The 18,797-nt window shown below is 65.3% G+C and carries 19 protein-coding genes and 1 tRNA gene; 8 read left to right on the forward strand and 12 right to left on the reverse strand.

Annotated elements, in window-relative coordinates; all coding sequences use genetic code 11:
- Positions 1–147: 147 nt before the first annotated feature.
- From BJ994_RS14485 to BJ994_RS14495, 3 genes are read left to right on the forward strand one after another with little or no spacing between them, the layout of a single operon-like run.
- Positions 148–966, forward strand: a complete 819-nt coding sequence (locus tag BJ994_RS14485; protein WP_167995143.1) for a hypothetical protein — start codon at positions 148–150, stop codon at positions 964–966.
- On the forward strand, positions 966–1,415 hold the full coding sequence (locus tag BJ994_RS14490; protein ID WP_167995144.1) for a phage holin family protein: 450 nt from the start codon (positions 966–968) through the stop codon (positions 1,413–1,415). Before BJ994_RS14485 ends, BJ994_RS14490 begins: the two co-directional genes overlap by 1 nt.
- Positions 1,412–1,999 (forward strand): DUF3618 domain-containing protein, encoded by a 588-nt coding sequence (locus tag BJ994_RS14495; protein WP_167995145.1) that lies wholly within the window; start codon positions 1,412–1,414, stop codon positions 1,997–1,999. Before BJ994_RS14490 ends, BJ994_RS14495 begins: the two co-directional genes overlap by 4 nt.
- Before the next feature lie 16 nt (positions 2,000–2,015).
- Here the strand turns inward: BJ994_RS14495 and BJ994_RS14500 are convergent, their stop codons facing one another.
- The 3 genes from BJ994_RS14500 to BJ994_RS14510 form a co-directional block, all read right to left on the reverse strand.
- On the reverse strand, positions 2,016–2,495 hold the full coding sequence (locus BJ994_RS14500; protein WP_167995146.1) for a MarR family winged helix-turn-helix transcriptional regulator: 480 nt from the start codon (positions 2,493–2,495) through the stop codon (positions 2,016–2,018).
- Between the two features lie 78 nt (positions 2,496–2,573).
- Entirely contained in the window at positions 2,574–2,897 is a 324-nt protein-coding gene (locus BJ994_RS14505; protein WP_167995147.1) for an L-rhamnose mutarotase, read from the reverse strand.
- A 105-nt stretch (positions 2,898–3,002) separates the two neighbouring features.
- Entirely contained in the window at positions 3,003–3,176 is a 174-nt protein-coding gene (locus tag BJ994_RS14510) for a CsbD family protein (RefSeq protein ID WP_167995148.1), read from the reverse strand.
- Between the two features lie 92 nt (positions 3,177–3,268).
- On the opposite strand from BJ994_RS14510, the gene BJ994_RS14515 reads away from it, so the two are divergent.
- Positions 3,269–3,406: a hypothetical protein gene (locus tag BJ994_RS14515; protein ID WP_167995149.1), complete on the forward strand. Its 138-nt coding sequence runs from the start codon at positions 3,269–3,271 to the stop codon at positions 3,404–3,406.
- 30 nt (positions 3,407–3,436) lie between these two features.
- Here the strand turns inward: BJ994_RS14515 and BJ994_RS14520 are convergent, their stop codons facing one another.
- Together BJ994_RS14520 and BJ994_RS14525 are read right to left on the reverse strand one after the other, a co-directional pair.
- Positions 3,437–3,838 (reverse strand): type II toxin-antitoxin system VapC family toxin, encoded by a 402-nt coding sequence (locus tag BJ994_RS14520; RefSeq protein WP_167995150.1) that lies wholly within the window; start codon positions 3,836–3,838, stop codon positions 3,437–3,439.
- A gap of 30 nt (positions 3,839–3,868) precedes the next feature.
- On the reverse strand, positions 3,869–5,254 hold the full coding sequence (locus BJ994_RS14525; protein WP_167996043.1) for an MFS transporter: 1,386 nt from the start codon (positions 5,252–5,254) through the stop codon (positions 3,869–3,871).
- Between the two features lie 180 nt (positions 5,255–5,434).
- Here BJ994_RS14525 and BJ994_RS18455 point away from each other — a divergent pair, with 180 nt between their 5' ends.
- Both BJ994_RS18455 and BJ994_RS18460 read left to right on the forward strand, forming a co-directional pair.
- Positions 5,435–5,911 carry a helix-turn-helix domain-containing protein gene (locus BJ994_RS18455; protein WP_342450388.1) on the forward strand — a complete coding sequence of 159 codons (477 nt, stop codon included), beginning with the start codon at positions 5,435–5,437 and terminating at the stop codon, positions 5,909–5,911.
- Positions 5,854–6,327, forward strand: a complete 474-nt coding sequence (locus tag BJ994_RS18460; RefSeq protein WP_342450453.1) for an MmyB family transcriptional regulator — start codon at positions 5,854–5,856, stop codon at positions 6,325–6,327. The genes BJ994_RS18455 and BJ994_RS18460 overlap by 58 nt, the downstream gene beginning before the upstream one ends.
- Here BJ994_RS18460 and BJ994_RS14535 read toward each other — a convergent pair.
- Together BJ994_RS14535 and BJ994_RS14540 are read right to left on the reverse strand one after the other, a co-directional pair.
- A complete protein-coding gene (locus tag BJ994_RS14535) occupies positions 6,324–7,574 on the reverse strand; it encodes a HipA domain-containing protein (RefSeq protein ID WP_167995151.1) in 1,251 nt (416 codons plus the stop codon). The genes BJ994_RS18460 and BJ994_RS14535 overlap by 4 nt on opposite strands.
- Positions 7,571–7,825, reverse strand: coding sequence for a helix-turn-helix transcriptional regulator (locus tag BJ994_RS14540; protein ID WP_209066899.1), 255 nt, complete (start codon positions 7,823–7,825; stop codon positions 7,571–7,573). Before BJ994_RS14540 ends, BJ994_RS14535 begins: the two co-directional genes overlap by 4 nt.
- Before the next feature lie 188 nt (positions 7,826–8,013).
- On the opposite strand from BJ994_RS14540, the gene BJ994_RS14545 reads away from it, so the two are divergent.
- Positions 8,014–8,499 (forward strand): DUF805 domain-containing protein, encoded by a 486-nt coding sequence (locus tag BJ994_RS14545; protein ID WP_167995152.1) that lies wholly within the window; start codon positions 8,014–8,016, stop codon positions 8,497–8,499.
- Positions 8,500–8,537: 38 nt separating this feature from the next.
- Here BJ994_RS14545 and BJ994_RS14550 read toward each other — a convergent pair whose 3' ends face one another.
- The 5 genes from BJ994_RS14550 to BJ994_RS14570 form a co-directional block, all read right to left on the reverse strand.
- Positions 8,538–9,956 (reverse strand): TIGR02679 family protein, encoded by a 1,419-nt coding sequence (locus tag BJ994_RS14550; protein WP_167995153.1) that lies wholly within the window; start codon positions 9,954–9,956, stop codon positions 8,538–8,540.
- On the reverse strand, positions 9,953–14,098 hold the full coding sequence (locus BJ994_RS14555) for a TIGR02680 family protein (protein WP_167995154.1): 4,146 nt from the start codon (positions 14,096–14,098) through the stop codon (positions 9,953–9,955). Before BJ994_RS14555 ends, BJ994_RS14550 begins: the two co-directional genes overlap by 4 nt.
- Positions 14,095–15,342 carry a TIGR02678 family protein gene (locus tag BJ994_RS14560; protein ID WP_167995155.1) on the reverse strand — a complete coding sequence of 416 codons (1,248 nt, stop codon included), beginning with the start codon at positions 15,340–15,342 and terminating at the stop codon, positions 14,095–14,097. The genes BJ994_RS14555 and BJ994_RS14560 overlap by 4 nt, the downstream gene beginning before the upstream one ends.
- On the reverse strand, positions 15,339–16,967 hold the full coding sequence (locus tag BJ994_RS14565) for a TIGR02677 family protein (protein WP_167995156.1): 1,629 nt from the start codon (positions 16,965–16,967) through the stop codon (positions 15,339–15,341). Before BJ994_RS14565 ends, BJ994_RS14560 begins: the two co-directional genes overlap by 4 nt.
- Positions 16,968–17,161: 194 nt before the next feature.
- A tRNA-Ala gene (locus BJ994_RS14570) sits at positions 17,162–17,234 on the reverse strand.
- Positions 17,235–17,303: 69 nt separating this feature from the next.
- Between BJ994_RS14570 and BJ994_RS14575 the strand changes: the two genes are divergently transcribed.
- Positions 17,304–18,770 carry a DHA2 family efflux MFS transporter permease subunit gene (locus BJ994_RS14575; protein ID WP_167995157.1) on the forward strand — a complete coding sequence of 489 codons (1,467 nt, stop codon included), beginning with the start codon at positions 17,304–17,306 and terminating at the stop codon, positions 18,768–18,770.
- The last annotated feature ends 27 nt before the right edge of the window (positions 18,771–18,797 follow it).

Genomic DNA, 18,797 nt, shown 5'->3' on the forward strand with positions numbered 1-18,797 from the left:
AGGCTGCTGGCCATCAGCGCGATGGCCGCAGAATCCCTGTTGAAACAATTTCCGTTGCAGTCTTGTGATCATATAGTAAGCATGCTTATCGTGGACCTGCGATGACTTACTTTCCTGCGAGTCCTCCACACAATAGAAGGAGTCATTATGAGCACACAAAATTGGTCAGAAGACCCACTGGTTGCCTCACGCACCGGCGAGGACGGCTACCCGCCGCCCGCGCAGTCCACGGAGCAGTCGCCCGGAGATTCGGCTGGACAGTCCACAACGTCGGCTGCGAAGCACGAAGCCAAGGATGTGGGGCGTGAGGGCGTCGATTCCGCGAAGAACGTTGCATCCACCGCCGGATCAGAAGCCAAGAACGTAGCCCATGAGGCCGGCGCCCAGGCCAGGAACCTGCTCGGCGAGCTCGGCTCGGACCTCAAGAGCCAGGCGGGCACCCAGCAGCAGCGGGTCTCCGAAGGACTGCGGTCACTGAGCGATGAACTCCGCTCCATGGCAGATAATTCCGAAGGCGGTACGGCGCAGCAGCTGGTACAGCAGGCCGCACAGCGGACCGGCAATGCCGCGTCCTGGCTCGACGGACGCGATCCCGGCTCCCTCCTCGATGAGGTCACCGGTTTCGCACGACGCCGGCCGGGCACCTTCCTGCTGATCGCAGCCGGCGCCGGCCTACTCGCCGGCCGCCTCGCGCGCGGCCTCCAGGGTGGAAACGACACGGGCGGAAGCGCCGCTGCAGGTGGAGGGACGCAGGGAGCGGGGACCACCGGTACGGCCGGCGGCCAGCACACCGCTACCTATCCGCCTGTACCGGACGAGTACGGGACCGGCGCACCGGACTATGACACCGGCGTCGGGAATTCGCCCACTGTGCCGCCAACGGCACCTCCGGCAGCCCCCGCCACGCCGTTCACCGAGCCCCAGCCGGGCGTGCCACCGACCGAACCGCGAAGGGACTATCCGTAATGACTGAGCCACACGTGCACGGATCGCACACCGCGCAACCGACCCCGAACCTTGACACGGACCGCGGGCAGGACAATTCGCTGGGCAACCTGCTCAGCGAAGTAACGCGGGACCTGTCCACCCTGATGCGCCAGGAACTCGAGCTTGCCAAGGCCGAGCTGCGTGAATCGGGCACCAGGGCCGGCAAGGGTGCGGGAATGTTCGGCGGCGCCGCTGTTGCCGGACACTTCGTGCTTCTGTTCCTCTCCCTGGCCCTCATGTGGGGGCTGGCCGAACTCATGGGGCTCGGTTGGGCCTCGGTGGTTGTCGCAGTCCTCTGGGGCATCATCGCCGCAGTACTGGCTTTGACCGGGAAGAAGGAAATGAAGTCAATCAAGGGCCTGCCGCAGACCGCTGAGACAGCCAAGGAAATTCCGCCTACGTTGAAACCGGGAGAGCACACGCCATGAACCAGACACCTGACGAAATCCGTGCAGACATCGAACGCACCCGCAGGGAACTCGGCACCGATGTGGACGCCGTTGCCGACAAGGTAAGCCCGTCGAACATCGCGCACCGGCAGACCGACAAGGTCAAGAACGCTGTCGGCAGCGTGAAGAACAGCGTGATGGGTTCGGCGCACGATGCCTCGCACTCAGCGAAGGACCGGGCACACCACGCCGGGGACTCAATGCATGACGCTCCGCAGCGCGTGGCGTCCAAGACGCAGGGCAACCCCCTCGCAGCGGGGCTGATCGCCTTCGGCGCGGGACTGCTCGCGGCGTCGCTCATCCCCGCCAGTGAAAAGGAGAAGGAAGCGGCACAGGCTGTCAAGGAAAAGGCACAGCCGCTGGTCTCCGAAGTTTCCGACGCCGCAAAGCAGGTGGCGGAGGACATGAAGGAGCCCGCGCAGCGTGCGGCGGACTCCGTCAAGGAGACCGCAACCCAGTCCGCCAATACGGTGAAGGACGAGGGCACACACGCCGCGTCCGATATGAAGGACCGGGCACAGGACGCCAAGTCCAACGTCCAGGGCGGCACGAACACCCCGTAACCGGCCCGGATTGGGACTATCGGCGTCGGAGCTCCTCTTCGACGCCGATAGTTTTTTCTCCTGCGCCGACGGACACCGGCTTTCCGGGGAGCAAGTCCTCGATGAGGTCGATCAGAAGGTTCCTCAGGCCCGGGCCAGCGCCGTCCAGGTCCAGCATGAAATCGCGCTCGTCCTGTTCGGCCGCCTTCAGCCTGGCGTTGCCGAGATCGGTGAGACGGACCAGGAAGATTCTCCGATCGCTGGGGCTGCCTTCCCGTGAAACCAGCCCCTGCTGCTGCAGACGGACCAGTGTTCGGCCCACTGTCTGTGCGGTGACGTGCAGCTGGTCCGCCAACTGCGTTTGCGATGCCGTCCCAAGCGTCTGAAGAGCGCGCAGTGTGATGAACCCGGCGTGGGTGATGCCGATACCCATAAGCCGCTCATTCCAGGCGTTCTCGACCAGACGGGCGGCGGTGGTCAACAACCGCTCCGATGACCAGAGCCTTGTATCCGCCATGACTACTTCTTCCGCTGTTGGTCAGATCAAGGGATTCGTAGTCCAGGGGCCAGTGGATGGCTGCTACCCGAGATGGCATCAGCCAGTATGGAAAACCTCAGGCAGCTCGTGCCACCACTGCCCCTCCCCGCGCTCTGCGACGGGACGCTGAAGCGGACCGCAAACGGCCCACCACCGCTGGGTGGCGGGGTCTTCGGCCATACGGGCCATGTCGGCGTCGTAATCGGTTCCGACGTACTCGAAGTAGGAGAAGAGCAGCTCGCCGTAGCGGTAGATGGAGTAGTTCCGGATGTTGCTCTCGGCGATCCGGGCAAGGACATTCGGCCATACTGCGGCATGCAGGGCCTCGTATTCCGCCGCATGCTCTGCAGGCAAGCCGATTACTGAAGCGATTCTTTTCATGCTGATACCCCTGATCGATCGTGCTTGCTGCGGTCCAGACTACATTCGGACCACGCCCTGGAGCCCCGGTCCTTGGACCGGGGCTCCAGGGCTGAGTGAGCAAGGCTACTTCTTGAAGGCATCCTTGACGTTTTCGCCGGCGTTCTTCAGGTTTGCCTTCGACTGGTCCCGCTGGCCTTCGGCCTTCAGATCCTCGTTGCCGGTGGCGTCGCCGTGGCCTTCCTTGACCTTGCCGGCGACCTTCTCAGCTGCATTCTTGATCTTGTCATCGAGTCCCATGGTGTTCTCCTTTTCTGGGTGTGCTGCCGGTTGGTTACCGGCAGGGTCTGTATTCCTGAAGGGTATTTTCCTTGATGGTCTTTTGCTAGAGGGTGACTGTTGAGGTCTTGCGGGTACGGTTGTCCACATCCACCTCGATCGTCGGCCGTGCCAGCGGTGCGCCACCCGTCGCGCCCGGCACCGCGCGCCGGGCGCAGGGTGCCCGGCACCTGGTGCACGGTGATCCTTGAGATCGCGGCCATGAGGGGGTGCGCTGAGCGTTAGGCGCGGAACAGCGCCTCGAAGGGTTCGACTGTCACGATGCCTTCCGCCCTCGCCTGCATCGCAAGGTCCACGGAAATCAGCGCATCGGCCTGCAGTTTGGCAACGGCGACATACTCGGCGTCGTGCGTTGATTCCCAGTGCTGTTCACGCGCGATCATCCACGCGGTGCTGCGGGAGACCCGGTCGCCCAGCAGGCGCATCTTCGTTTCTGTCAGCCGTTCGTGCTGCTGCAGAGCCTCGGCCTCGCTCAGCTCACCGCGTTGTACAGCCCCGAACAGAAGCGCGAGGGCCTGTGACCGGATGAGGTTCGGAGCCACCACTTGGTGCTGATCGTTGACTTGTTGGTTAGTCGCGATGAGGTGCAGGAGGGTGGGTGCGTCGATCACGTAACGCGTCATGGCAGCACCCTAGCTAAGCATCCTGCCAGTTCACCTCTCGGCCCTCGGCGCTTTCAGGAAGAGCGCAAGAACGACGGCGGTCGCGGCGCAGAGCCCGGCGTTCACCCAGATGGCTGTGGTGACCCCGCTGAGCACGGCCGCTGGCGTCGTCGTCTCCAGCGCATGGAGCTGCGCGGCGAAGACGGCACTCATGACGGGGATGCCCATGGTGATTCCAACCTGCTGGCTCATGGTGGCGAGCCCCGTGGCCAGGCCCTGCTCCCCGTCGGGAAGACCCGAGGTTGCGGTGACCATGAAGCCGACGATCACCACTAGGTTGGCAACACCGCCCACGAAAGTGGCTCCCAGTAGCAGGATGACCGACGTTCCGCCGGTACCAAGCATTACGAGCGCCGCGGTCGCGAGTGCCTGGACGGTGAAACCGTAGACGATCGCCCTCTTGGTGCCGATCCTTCCGATGACTTTCGGCCCGATCATGCCTCCGAGAACCGTACCGGCGCCAAGAACGGCAAACGACAGCCCAGCCGCAAGCGGGGTGTAGCCGAGAACCTGCTGGAGGTAGAGCGTCAGCAGGAAGACCAGGGACGTCTCTGTAAGGAAGGCCAGAATCCCCGCAAGGTTGCCCCACGCAATAGCGGGCCTTTTGAGGATCCCCAGCGGCACCAGCGGGAACTGCGCCCGATGCTCGATGGCAGTGAATACAACGAGGAAAATTCCGGCCACCGCGAGGGCGCCGAGTGTCACTGGGTGTGTCCAGGAGGTTTCGGCGGCGTGGGTCAGCCCGTAGATGAGGGCAAGCAGGCCGAGCGTTACGGTGATCGCGCCGGGAACATCGAGCCTGGTTTTCCCGGACGGTTTGCTTTCTCTCAGGACAACCGGAGCAAGCACCAGCACGACGACGGCGACAGGCACGTTGATGAGGAATGCCCACCGCCAGCTCAGCAAATCAGTAAGGAGACCGCCGAGGATCGCGCCGGTGGTGAAGCCTGCGGCCATGAGAGCACCGTTGAGTCCCAGCGCTTTATCCCTGAGCGGGCCCTCCATGAAGGACCCCAGCAGCAGTGACAGGGCAGCGGGTACAACAGTCGCCGTCGCGATTCCTTGCGCAACCCGGGCGGTGAGCAGAATTGCGGGGTCTGCAGCCAGCCCGCCGAGGAGTGAACCCGCACCGAGGAGCGCCATGCCGATGAGAAACATGCGCCGCCTGCCGACTAGGTCCGCGATGCGCCCGAAGAGGAGGGTGAAACCGGCGGCGCAAAGGGCAAAAGCGGTGGCAATCCACTGCAGATTCGCAAGGCTGAACCCGACGTCGGAGCCTATGGTTGGCAGCGCGACGTTGAGGATGGAGAAATCCACGGCGAGGGTGAAGCTCGCTGTGAGCAGGACGGCGAGGGTGAGTCGCTGCCTGCCCGTCATGCTTTGATTAGCACTTTCGACAGCGAGCTGTCCGGTGACTTGTTGACTGGGCATGGGTTCCTTTGGTACTGGACTGTTGTGCTTCCAGCGTGCGTGGATCCGGGTGAAGCAACCACACCCTGCTGTGGGTAGCACTGTCAGGGACAGGACAATGTCCGCTGCCCCGGGCAGGATGGGGAGATGAGCAATGTGGGTGAACTTGGGGAGTTCCTTAGGGTGCGCAGGGCTGCGCTCCAGCCGGACGACGTCGGCCTTCGCAGTTTTGGTTTGCGCCGCGTGCCGGGGTTGAGGCGTGAGGAGATTGCCCTGCTTGCCGGCGTCAGCAGTACGTATTACGCGCGGCTTGAACAGGGGCTCAGTACCAACGCCTCGGACTCGGTTATCGAAGCGTTGGGCCGTGCACTGAACCTGAACGACGACGAACGCGTTCACCTGAAGAATCTTGCATGTCCGGTGAAGCGCACACGCCGGGCGCCCCGCAAGCCGGATTCCGTTCGCCCGGGCATAGCCCGACTGATCCGGTCCATGTCGACGACTCCCGCCGTCGTGCTTGGGCGTCGAAGTGAAGTTCTCGCCTGGAACCTTTGGGGCACCGGCTGGTGGCCGGTCATCTCGATTTCGATGCGCCGAACCACCCGTCAGCGAGGCCGAATCTGACCCACATGCTGTTCCTTGACGAGCACACACGGGAGTTCTATGTCCGGTGGGATGACGAGGCTGCCCGGGCGGTCTCTTCCCTGCGTCTGATTGCCGGTGCGGCGGTGGATGATCCCGATCTCACCGAACTTGTCGGCGAGCTGACCGTGAAGAGCCGCGAGTTTTCTGGGCTATGGTCTGGGCATCCGGTGGTGAACTGCGTGTCCGGTAGGAAGTTTCTGCGCCACCCTGAGGTCGGGTCCCTCGAACTGGATTTCGAGGTGCTGGCCTCGCCGGACAGCTCCGGGCACCGGGTCCTGATGTATACGGCTGAACCGGGTAGTGCCGGGTATGAGACGTTGCAGTTGCTTGGATCGCTGGTGGCGGAGCGCTCAGGGACGGCCGGGTCTTCCGAGCAGCTGATGGGTTCCACTTAGGCGAGGCTACGCCGGGCGGTGCGTCCGTTGAGGAGGTCTTGTGCCCGTGCCGGCACGAGTTCGCGCAGGAAGCTGATCTCCTCAACGCTCGGCGTTGCTGCGGCGGCTTCGGCTGCTGATTCCAGGGCTTGAGTTGCGGTGAGGCGGGCTTCGGAACCCTGCAGACCCCATGCAACGCCCTCGTTGACCAGGTGCTCAAAGGTTAGGTATGGCAGTCTGATCTGGCCGCCAAGAGTATGACCGGCGTTGACCGAAGCGGAGTGCAACAGCAGGGTCGGTGCGGCGTCGTACAGTGGCGCCAGGCGGACCTCCCCGCCATCCAGGATGAGCACGGCGTAATTCTTCGAATGCGCGTCCCCGTTCCCGATGAGCGCGTTGAAGGTGACGGCGCGCAGCAGTTGGCGGAGGAATTCTTCCTCGTCGCGGGTGTGGGGTGCCGCTAAAGAGGTGAGCTTGGTCAAACGCGATGGCGAGGCCGTCGTTCCTTCGTACTTGTTGGCGCTGGAAAGCCCTAACGCCTGCGTGAAATCCTCCTGGTGCACCCGACCACCGGCGGCTGTGCGGTCGAACCGCTTCACGACGATTGCCCTGCGGGAGCCGAACGTTTCAAGCCAACTTTCCGCAGCGGGCAGCCCTGCGGCGGACGCAACCTTCAGCGCCCAATCCTCGGAGGCGAGGAGGTGAGGCACCGGGGAGTCCAGCGGGTCCGGTTTGATGATGTGGGTCGAAACCGCGCCACTGCCGGGCCAGGACCAGCCACCATCGATCCGGCTTAGGAGAACCTTCGATTGGACTCCGCCGAGGGAGGCGGTGATCATGAAGTCCTCCGGCAAGTCCCATGTTGGTAGCGCCTCAACGATATTCGCGACCTCGCCGTGTGTGAGCGACTTGCCGTTACCCGCCTGCTGAGGGTTCACGCCAGCAGGCAGTACCTGCACTGCGCCGGCGCAGTCTGCTCCCAATACTCGAAGCAACCCGAGGGCGTCCGGCGCGGAAACACCGTTGTCCATCGCGAGCTGCGACCTTACCTGACCCTCGGGAAGGAGTCCGTCGAAGTAGTTGTAGACCGACGGCCCAGTGAGTTTCTTTCGCGACAGGGGCAAGGACAACGACAGCAACGTAGCGCCGGAACCGTATTCGGCGACAACGTCTGCATCGTATTGGAAGGCGAGCCTCAGTGAAGTACCGGTAAGCATTCCGATATGCCGACCATGCAGGAAAACTTCCATACCCTGCCGTGAGTTCACTGCTTGACCTGCAGCCTTGAGAATCGGGGTACTAATGCAACGTCGCGCCCGAGAACGCGGATCGCTTTCATTGCCACGATGACGGAAACCGCTTCACCGCTCTCCAACCGAACAACGGTTCCCCTTCCAACGCCGAGCCGGACTGCCAGTTCCTGCTGCGTCAGGCCGACTTCCTTCCGAGCCTCGCCAATCGATCTGCCCAGCGACGCGGCGTCGACGGCGCGGTAGAAGGGGGTCGCGTCATGTTCCATATATCGATCATACGACGTATTGGACGGAATGATCGATATACCCAACATATGGTCTATTCTGAGCATTATTCGATATATTGATCATGTTACTGCCTTCTGCGTATGTCAGCACGGACGAGAGACCAACTCTCCGCGCGTTAGCAAAACGCGCGCGGAGGGATTGAACGCTCAGCAGCTTCGGGGGAAACATGTCATACGAGCAGTATTCAACATCCGCTCAATGGAACGTGGAACCGCCGCTTTGGCTGCCACACTACGGCGCACGGTTTTTTACTGCTGTGCGACGCTACTGGAGGAAGTACGCTACCTTCTCGGGACGAGCGAGTCGCAGCGAATACTGGTGGAGTGTACTTTTTACAGGGCTTGTTGGGCTGGTGATTGATGGCGTTGACGAAATAGTCCGACTTAGCATGCGCAACTCAGGGATGGGCGGGTTTGACGACCCCAGCGATCTCGGCGCCGCTCTTGCCTGGATTTGGGCGGCTATCATTTTCATTCCGACGATTTCCATCCTGGTTCGCCGATTGCATGACATCAACATGAGCGGTTGGATGATCTTCATCGGGCTGTTCCCGCTGATCGGCGCGATTGTGCTACTTGTCTTCACACTCATGAGGCCGAATCCGGCCGGACGGCGCTTCGACAACGTGCCGAGCAACGCGACACTGCTATGAGCGAGAAGGGGCGCGTCGCTTCATGCACCCGTGAGCATCTACTTGGCCTCAAACACATCGGTACGGTGACCGGTCCGGGGCGCCAGCACATCCGTTACCAGCAGATCCGTCACGGCCTCCTCCTCCACGGCTAAGCCATACTCGGTCATCGCGGTAGCGAGCTCCGGATCCCATGGAGACTCGGCTGATGTTCCTGTCAAACGTCGCGAAGGCATCCCGGTTTCCGTGGCCTCGCGATAGTCGGCGGCCGAGTAGCGCCACGGCACCCATGCCACCTGTTCGCGCAGATACCGCGCAATCCTTAGCCCTGCCCAGTCGAAGTCACCGTGATACCGACACTCTGCGCCGTCGCTGGCGAGTCTCCGCAACAGTTCAATTACCGCCCTGCTCGGTTGACCGTAGGTACACACAAGCACTGGATCACCCGCGCCGGATGTGCCGTCAACAGGCGTAACTCCTGCCCAGCGCTCGGCCACAACCTCAACGACGGTCGGGTTCTCGCAAATGTGGATGGCGCTGCCGCGCGGGACCGCACGCACACCGCCGGAGCGCACCTGGTCGAGCGTCAGGATCACGGGCATACGGGCTGCCCGCATTGCTTCCAACGCCGTTGCCGTCGCCATCTGGGGCGTAGGACCGACAGTCTTCGCGGCCTTCGCAGGTACTCCCGGGACGCCCAGGCACAGGACGGTTGAGGCAAGGTTCGACAGCACTACTCCGGCAGCAGCCCATGCATCGCGGTGCGACAACTCATTCTCGGCGGTCGCCCGGTGAGGTATGAACGCTGCCTTGGCCACGGTAGCGGCGAGCCGTCCAAGCGGGCGGGACATATCCAAAGCATGTGCGTCGCCTACCGCCCGCCGAGCCAGGAGAGTGATTGGCTCCCCGGACGCAGGCAGCATCTCGAGCACAGCGGCCAACTTGCTCACTAAGTTCTCGCCAACAGCGGGTGACATGGCCACGGATTCTCGAGCCGCCTCCGCCCGTGCGGCTCGCTTCAGTACACCGGTTGCGCACCAGGTGTTCCACCAGTCAATAAGTCGAGGAAACCGGGCAGCCGCCGGGGCGAGGCCATCTCGAGCCGCGTCCCATGCAGCGGCTTCCTGTGCCCGCTCGGCCCCGCGGTCCGCGACGGGCCCGCTCAGGGTCTCGACAGCGTCAGCGAGCCCCGCCGGCCATGGTCCGCGGCGCAGGATCTCCTCGACGACGGCGAGGTCCACCCGCAGCGTCGACCCGGCCCGCTTCGGCCGTCCCACCAGTCTCATGGCGCTGGCTCGCTGCTCGGCCGTCGGTTCGTTCAACTGGACGACGCCGCTCAGCGGCTCGTCCCCGGCTGCCAGGATTCGCCCTCGGACCCTCGCGACGAACCACGCCATTCCGGGAACGCCCAGCAGCCGGTCCAGTGCCGCCCTGTCTCCTCCCACCGCCAGCGGCCCAACCGATTGCTGCCCGGTCATCCGAACAAGCTTGCATCATCCGAGGAGACCGGGGAATCACCGCCAGCTCGTGCTCCTGTGCCGACCTCCGCGACCCGCTGCCGACGTCGACCGTCCCACTGCCACCGCGTAACACCCACGGCGTCGACTCCTTCCACGCGGGACAGTTGGGCAATCGAGAGTCCCGGCACCTGCGGGTAGCAGCCCCACTCACGTTCGCTGGTCATCACGACATCGAGGTCGAAGGTCGCCAGCAGCCCCAGCGACTTCGCCCGGGAGTCGTCATCCACGCCGGCGAAGGCCTCGTCAAGCAGAATGAGGCGCGGTGCGTGCGGGCCGGCCGAGTTGTAGTGTGCCGAGGCGGCTGCGAAGAGCGGCACCGACACCGCCAGGGCACGCTCGCCGCCGGACGCAGGCCCGGACGCCGACCTCCACTGCCCGTTCTGCCATCGCTCGACCACAAAGGTGTGCCACTGCCGGTAGTCGAGGGCCTGCTCCAGGTGCTCCTGCCAGCCACCGGTCGGATCAATCTGGCGGACCTCCGCGATCTGCGCCTGCAGGAAGTCCCCGATCGCGGAACGGTCCTCGGGCGTCCAGGTGGCATCGGAGCGGATCATCAGGCCCCTGGCTGCTGCCAGACCAGCCGGACCGTCGCCGCGCTCGCGCCACCTGACACGCAACTGCATCCCGGTAGAGGTCTTACGCTCGGCCAACTCGCGGTTCATCCGGTCGATCTGCTCTTCGGCGGTGTGCAGCAACTCATGCAGGTGACCGGCCACCTCGTTGACGAGGTGGTTCTCGAGGATCTCGCGCTCACGGGCACTGAGCAGGCGCTCGCGGGCCGCGACGTCTTCCGCAAGCCGGTCCGCCAGCCGGTCGACGTCGACCTCGTCGTGAACATAACGCACCCGCACCACCATCACGTCGCCTCGCTGCTCCACGAAAGCGGTGTGCCCGTGCCGGCTCATCTGCGTCGTCAGCTCCGTGGACGCAGTTGACACCCGCTGCTGGGCGCGGCCCCATGCGTCGGCGGACTCGTCGACGTCGTTCAGCTGCTGCTCGGCACCACGGGACAGACTCAGGACCGCGGTGAGGTTCCACTCCTCCGGTGCGTCTTCGGCTGGGACCACAAGATCCGGCATCGCGACCCGCAGTAGCCCGGTCCCGGCGAACTCACGCAGTGCATTGATCCGCTCCTCACGTGCCGTCGCGGCCTCTTCGCGCCGTCTTCCCAGGTCGCGGACGCTCTCCTCCAGGCTCCCGTGGCTCGTCGCCGCGGCCAGCTGGTCCCTGGCGATCGCCTTAAGATCCTTCGCGACTGCCACCAGCGCATCGGTAGTTTCACGCAGCCGGTCCTGGAGTTCGGCTACCGAGGCACCCACGGTGGCGTGCAGCGCCTCGTACTTCGCCCGTAGACCGGCTGCCTGCGTTCTCACCTCGCGGTGCTCGGACTCACGCCGCTGCCGGAGCTCGACCGCCTCAGCTGCACGCTCGGCCGCCTGCTCGCGGGCAGCAGCTGCATCGTCGACGGCGCGGACCGCCTGTCTGGTCTCCACCAGAGCGACCTCGTAGGACGTGACGGCGGCCAGGGCATCGTCGGTATCACCGACCGTAGTGCCTACGCCAAGCTGCGCGCCCTGATCGGTCAGCTCCTCGACGGCGTCACTCGCTGCGTCTGCGGCATTCTCCCAGCTCTGGAGCGCCGCAGCGGCTTTGCCCTGTGCGCGCTCCAGTTCCTGCTGCCCCGCGGCAACGCGATCATGCACAGTTCCCAGCTCGCGCTCGAGCCGAAGCGGATAGCCGGCGCGCTCGTTGCGCACCTGTTCGGCCATTCGATCGGCGGCCGCTCCCCGTGCCTGCGCCGTCGTGAGCTCGTTCTCGAAGCCCTCGGCCCGCGTGCCAAGCCGGGCCAGCACCTCACGGCGGTGGGCCTCCCGCGCGCTGGCACCGAGGAACTCTGCCCTCTCCTTGGACCAGGACCCACGTGCGGGGCCGGCCCCCCAGCGTCCCCCGCCGTCCAGCCACACTGCTGCACCCGAAGCCTCGCCCCACCCGATGCGGCCAAGGATGGACCGCACCACATGCGCTTCGACCGGACCGTCGTGTCCGGCCGACGGCACCAGCACCGCCACCAGTGAGTCGCTCACCTGCGGTCCCGTGGCGCTGAGCACGACGTCCTTACCGGTCGTCACGGTGCCGTCCGGGAAGATCCAGGCGTCCAGCAGCCCGGCCGACTGCAGGGCCGCCTCGACGCCGGCCCGTTCGGCGTCCGGCAGGGCATCGGCGAAGTCCGTCAGCCACCACAGCGGCGCGCCGTCGCGACCTTCCCGGCCCAGTTGGTCCCGCCCAGGTGCCGGTGGCGGCACCGGATCGCGGCCTGCCTCCAGATCGGCGATCTCCGTGCGGAGCGATGCCAGCTCTGCCTCCAGCCGTGCGGCCTCGTGCTCGATCCCGGCCCGCTCTAGAGTAAGCCGGTCGAGCGCCGTCGTGGCCGCGGCCTCCAGCGCAGAGCGTACGGGTGACTCGCCGGACATGCTGCGTCCCCAGTCCTCGGCCAGGTCGGTGAGCTCATCCGCTTCACGATCCAGCACGATAGCTGTCAGCGACGCCAGGTGCTCCCTTATGCCGTCGCGATGGGCCGCGACGGCAGTCTCGACGGTGTCGTGGGCGGCCTGCAGGTCCTCCGCCCGGCCCGCCGACTCGCTCTGCGCGCCATCGAGCGCCTGCCGCTCCCGGTCGGCCCGCGCCTTGGCCTCCTGTGCCGCATCCAGCAGGCGGCGGACATGCTTTACTTGCGCGCGCCGGCGGTTCAGTGCCCGCTCGGCCTCGTCCGGGTCGCTGGTGATTCTCGGGTGCTCTGCCCGAAGTCCCGCCGCTTCCGCCAGGCGGGCGGCGCTCGACTCGTGACGCCCGGATCTGGCGGCCGCCTCCTCATACCGGCGGGCAGCGGCGGTCGCAGCTTCTGTGTCCTTGACCGCCGCGGCGGCCGCTCGTTCCGCTTCGTTCCCGGCGTCAGTGGCCCGGCGCTCTGTCTCGGTGGCTTCGCGTGATGCCTGATCGAGGCGGTCGGCGTCGCGCATTTCCGGACTCGTCTGCAGCGCCTGCTCCTGCCCCTGCAGCGTGCTCTGCTGTTCCTCGGTCTCCTCCTGGAGGTCGGCGAGCCGTTCGACCTCGTCCCCGGCGGCAGTCAGCCTCTCTTCGGCCTCGCGCAGGTCGCGACCGGCGTGCTCGTACGCCGAGTTGGCCAATCGGACCGCCGTGGTGTGGCGTCGGGACGCGACTTGAGCATAGACCCCGTAGTGCCGCAGAAAGACCTGTGTCGCGCCGAGCGTCTCCTTCGCCTCGGCGATTCCGGCACGCTCGTCCTCCAGCGACCGGAAGGACTCGGCGACATCGGCGACGACGGCCTGGTCCAGTGGTGCGAGCGCCTCAGTCAGCGCCGTGGAAAGCGCCTTCTCGTCCGGCTTCTTGGACAACTGCGGCTGGCGCAGCTGGATCAGCAAATCAATCAGAGCGGTATACCGTTCCTCGCCCAGCCGGAACATCGCCTCGTCCACGGCCCTCCGATACGCCTCCTGAGTGGGGTAGACCTGACCGGATCCGGTGGAGGTCAGCTCCTCACGCAGACGTTCCTGGCTCAACACCGCACGGTTGCCGTCCAACAGGCGGATATCACCGATCCGTCGTGTGCTGGTGAAGTACCAGGTCTTGACGATGCCCCGGCCCGCGGCCGCCTTGAGGCCGATACCCAGCGTGGTGAAGTGCTCCGTGCCGTCGGTATCCACGCGCCCGAATTCGACCCACGAGTATCCCGTCCGCTCCGGGCTTTGATGGGCACCACCCAGCAGCAGGTTCCACTCCATGCGCTTCTTGGGGTCGGCGTCCGGCTCCACGCGCCGCGGCGCGATCGAGCCGTCCAACAGGAAGGGCAGCGTCAGGGCCAGCACCTTCGACTTCCCTGTGCCGTTGTTGCCCCGCAGGAGCAGTCGCCCGTCGTGGAACCAGAACTGCTCGTCGTCGTAGTAGAAAAGGTCCACCAGACCAAGGCGCAGGGGCTGCCAGCGCTCGTTGGTGGGGCGAGGGAGCGCGCCGTCGGACTCTGTGCCCTGTGCCTGGGCGCCGTGCGCGCGAGCTTGCTCGTCAACTCCGTTGAGGCTACTCATCGGGCTCTCCTGTTCGTGATGGTCGGAGCGGTGACGTCGAACCGTCGCAGCGCCGGCAGCGGGTGGACGACGGCGTCGGGTCCGTCGCCGACGACCCGCACCAAGCCCAGGCCGACAAGACGGTCGAGTGCGTCGGCTACGATCGCATTCTCCGCGCCCGGCTCCTGGGTGGTCTTGCGCCAGAAGGCAGCGTGGTCCTTCGCGAGCCGTTTCACCCGCTGCCGCAAGGTTGCGACCTCGGTGGTGCCGGCTGCAGCGAGCTGTTCGGCCAGTAGAAGCGTGGCGTGCCCGTCCGTGCCCTGCTCCGGCATGCGCACATCGGTGAGCTGGTCGTCGGGGTCCACAAGGGCGACACCTTCGGCCCGCAGTTCGGGCACCAGCCCGGTGGCCTCGGCCAGCCGCCGGGTCAGCTGGACCCGCTGGCCGACGAGATAGCTGCGCTGGTCGTCGGGAAGCTCGTCGTAGTAAACCACAGGGTCGCACAACAGACGCCGCGAGACGGCGTGGCGCAGCTGCCTAGTGGACTCCTCATCGGTGTATGCCGTGGGCGGCTCGTGCAGCGCTTCCTCGATCTGGTCGATCGCCGGGGCAGGGCCTAACGCAACGCCGACCAGCCCCGGTCCGTGGGAGGTCGAGAGCATCGTGGCCAGTACCCGCCGGTCCACGTCGTACAACGCGTCCCCGCCCGCCGAGACGTACGATTCCTCGTCACCTGCCACCCGGACCAGCACCCCGTGGCCCAGGAGCAGCCGAATCGCGGCCACGAGGTCGGAACGTTCCTCCCGCCCGCCCAGAGTGAACACCACACCGTTTAGGTCCGGCTGTCGGGCGGCGAGCACGACATCCTCCGCCAGCCGGCCAAGCGAGATCTGCGGATCGGACCGCTCCAGCACAGCCAGCGCCAGACAGAGCAGGACGTAACGGCGCCGGGTAAATGGTGGGTCGCCCCTTCGACCGCGGGCCGGATGCCGCTCGGCGACGGCGATCGCCGTGGGGCCCTGGGGGACGTAGGAGGTCAGCAGGCGCACCGTCTGTGACTCGACGACCAGGCGCCACCCAGTCTCCCGGTCGAACCATCCCCGGAGTGTGTCGGCATGCCGCCGGGCCAGCCGGAACAGCTCACCGTCGACTTGTGCCCGCAGCACCGGGCGAACCAGCAGGGCCCGCAGCACCCGTGTGCGCCCTTCAGCCTCCCGGACCTCCAATGCGCCCGAGATACTGGGAGCCAGATCGACTCGGCTCATACGAACGCCTCCACCGGCGGCTCAACCTCAGCGTGTGCTTCACGGACGTCGACGGCAGAAGCGATGTCGACCAGATGATCGGGTCCGGACAGATCGCCGTCCGGCGTGGTAATCACCATGGTCCCCGCTCCAGCTATCCGGGTGAGGGTAACGGTGAGCTCGCCGTCTGAGGTGTGTACCTGTGCGGTGGAAGCCTGCGGACCCATGGCAGCCAGCGCGTCACCGAGCAGCCCGAGGAACAACCGGAAGGCTGTCGGATCCAGTTCCCCGAAGGCAGAGAGGGGTTTTGGCCCGTCTGTAAGGATCCGGCGACGTGCCGCCGCGGTCTGTTCCAACTCGTGCCGGGCGCTCTCAAGCAACATCCGCTTCGCCTCAGTCCGGTCCACCACCCGGGCCGATTTGCCTCTGCGCTCATATGATCCGGCTCGGCGCAGCTGGGGGCTGATCTCCAGTGGCGGCGCGTCCGCCCAGGGCGTCGTATTTGCCAGCTCCGCCGCTGCCCAGGCGTCCTCGGTGGCTGCGGTGACGCTGAGATGGCGCACCGGTGCCAGGGCGAAGGCAGAGCGCCACAACCGGTGACGATCCGCGTCGGTGGGAAGTTCAGAGAACCACCTCGCAAGGGTGAGGAAATCCTGAGTCCGGTCAGTGCGGCCGCCCGCCTTCTCGTGCAGCGCCCGCACCACCGCGAGCAGTGCTGGGATGGCCGCTCGCGCCCGAGCCCGCAGAAGCCTGGCTTCGCTTTCCCTTGCCGGTGTGCTTACGAACCAGTCGCTCAGACCCGACCATTGCCGCAACCAGGTCTCCTGCGCCGTGGCGCGCGCCGAGTCGGCTTCCGCCGGGGCTGCATCGATGGCCTCACGTTCGGCAGCGGTGGCAGCGAGGAACCGCACCCCGTCCTCCGGGATGCTCCCGAGCAGTTCAACGATCGAGGCGCCGCGTGTGAGCAGATCGTTGATGAACCGCTCCAGGTACGCGATGAGCTCCTCCTTATACGCCAGAAAAGCCTCCACGTCCGCATCGTGAAGGTCTATAGTGCGCTGCATCGAACCCATGAACGCCACAGCATTCTCCGCCAGCTCGACGAAACGCTCGCGAAGGCTGCGGAGAGTCTGGTGGGTCAGCGCCGTATCTACCTCCCCGCCCGCTGCGTGGGCGGCGACGGTGTCGCGGAGGTTGGTGAGCAGCACAGCAATGTCTTCCAGTGCCACCGACTGGAGGGCGCCCCGGGTACCCAGCGCGGCGTCGTACTGGGCGAGCGCCCGCTCAGCGGCCTCGCCCTGTCGTGACAGCTGGTAAAGCATCCGGCGTCGGTAGAAATCCTCCAGCGCCGTGACCCTGCTTGAGTCGGGAAAGGCGAGAACATTTGCCCAGCTGGGCTGAGACAATCGCTCCAGCGCCTCAGCAACTGTGCTCTCCTCGACCTGTTCTTCGCCGTCGTTCTCCAGTGCCATCCAGATCTGTTCCGGACGCACATGCACCGTGAACCGTTCCTTCTCTGACATCAGCGCGCGCATCACGCGCCGGTACAACTGCGCGTTAGGCGTGCTGAGGTAGGCGAAGGGGCCGTAGCTGTCCGAGGTGCCACAGGCGTCCGCTGGCGAAGGGAAAACTGAGTGGTCCGTCACAGCAACCAATCCTCCCACGCGGCACCGACACTCTGCGATCACGAAGTCGCCGCATGGAACCAACGAATTCGTTGACTTCGCGCAAACGTAGTTGGATCGACACCGCGTCGTTTGCTGGGAGCCAGCGTTTCTGGAAAGGACTTAGTAGATGAACGGTCTGCGATGAGGCACTCCGGCACCGATGGAGACAGAAGTGGAGCTTAGGGGAATCGAACCCCTGACCTTTTCATTGCGAACGAAACGCTCTACCAACTGAGCTAAAGCCCCGCAGAGTCAAAGATACCTCAGCCCCACCTCCGGGAAGCAAATGTCAGAGCCCGGTTGTACGCTCGAACCATGCAATCCGCCGCCCCAGAAATCCGCGCGTGGCCGGCACTCTGGTCCCTCGTCATCGGGTTCTTCATGATCCTGGTTGACTCCACCATTGTGTCCGTCGCTACGCCGGCCATCATGGAGGGGCTCAATGCGGATATAGACAACGCGATCTGGGTCACCAGCGCCTACCTGCTGGCCTACGCTGTCCCGCTGCTCATCACCGGTCGCCTCGGGGATCGCTTTGGCCCGCGGCGCATGTACCTCGCAGGCCTGACCGTCTTCACACTCTCCAGTGCGCTCTGCGGGTTCGCCGGAACCATTGAACTGCTCATCCTCGCGCGCGTCCTCCAGGGCCTCGGCGCCGCCCTCATGACACCACAAACCATGTCCGTCATCACCCGCATTTTCCCGCCGGATCGTCGCGGCTCAGCCATGGGACTGTGGGGCTCCGTGGCGGGCATCGCAACCCTCGTCGGACCGGTCCTCGGCGGCCTGCTCGTGGACTCCCTCGGCTGGGAGTGGATCTTCTTCGTGAACGTGCCTGTCGGCGTCGTCGGCTTCTTTCTTGCCTATCGCCTGGTGCCGAAGCTGAGCACAACCAGCCACACCTTTGACTTGCTCGGTGTGGTTCTCAGCGCGGCTGGCATGTTCTGCCTGGTGTTCGGACTCCAGGAGGCCGAGAGCTACAACTGGGGCACCATCGCGGGCCCCATCTCCGTGTGGTCGCTGATCATCACCGGGGCGGTACTGTTCACCGCATTCATTGTCTGGCAGCGTTACAACCGCAAGGAACCGCTCGTTCCGCTCAGGCTGTTCAGGGACCGGAACTTCTCCCTCGCCAATACCGCGATCTCCGCCATGGGCTTCACCATCACCACCATCAGCCTGCCGCTCATGCTGTACACGCAGAACGTCCGCGGCCTCTCACCCACGGAAGCGGCGCTCCTACTGACGCCGATGGCCGTGATTTCGGGCGCGCTGGCGCCATTCATCGGCAAGCTCGTCCAGCGGGGCAACCCGAAGTACATGGCTATCTTCGGGTTCGCCGGCATGGCAACAGCGCTCTTCTGGCTGGGGCTCATTCTCGCCCCGGACACTCCTATCTGGCTCCTCCTCCTGCCGATCGCGCTCGTCGGCCTGTCCAGCGCCGGCATCTGGGCGCCCGTCTCGCTCACCGCCACGCGCAACCTCGCGCCGTCGCTCGCCGGCGCAGGATCAGGGGTTTACAACACCACCCGCCAGGTCGGCGCCGTCATTGGCAGCGCCGGTATTGCCGCCATGATGCAGGCACGGCTGGCCGCCAACGCCGCCACTGAGAACGCCGACAATGCCGCAGGATACTCCGCGGCGATGGGCCAGGCGCTGCTGTTGCCCGCCGCCATAGTGCTGATCGGCCTCCTCGCCGCACTGTTCTTCGCCCGCCCCGAACAACACCAGGAATGGGCTGCGGACAGGGAACCGGCCGACTCAGTATCCGGACAAGGGTAGTTGCCTGCCACAACCACAGGTACGCTC

It is taken from the genome of Arthrobacter pigmenti, from assembly GCF_011927905.1.
Taxonomy (GTDB): Bacteria; Actinomycetota; Actinomycetes; order Actinomycetales; family Micrococcaceae; genus Arthrobacter_D; species Arthrobacter_D pigmenti.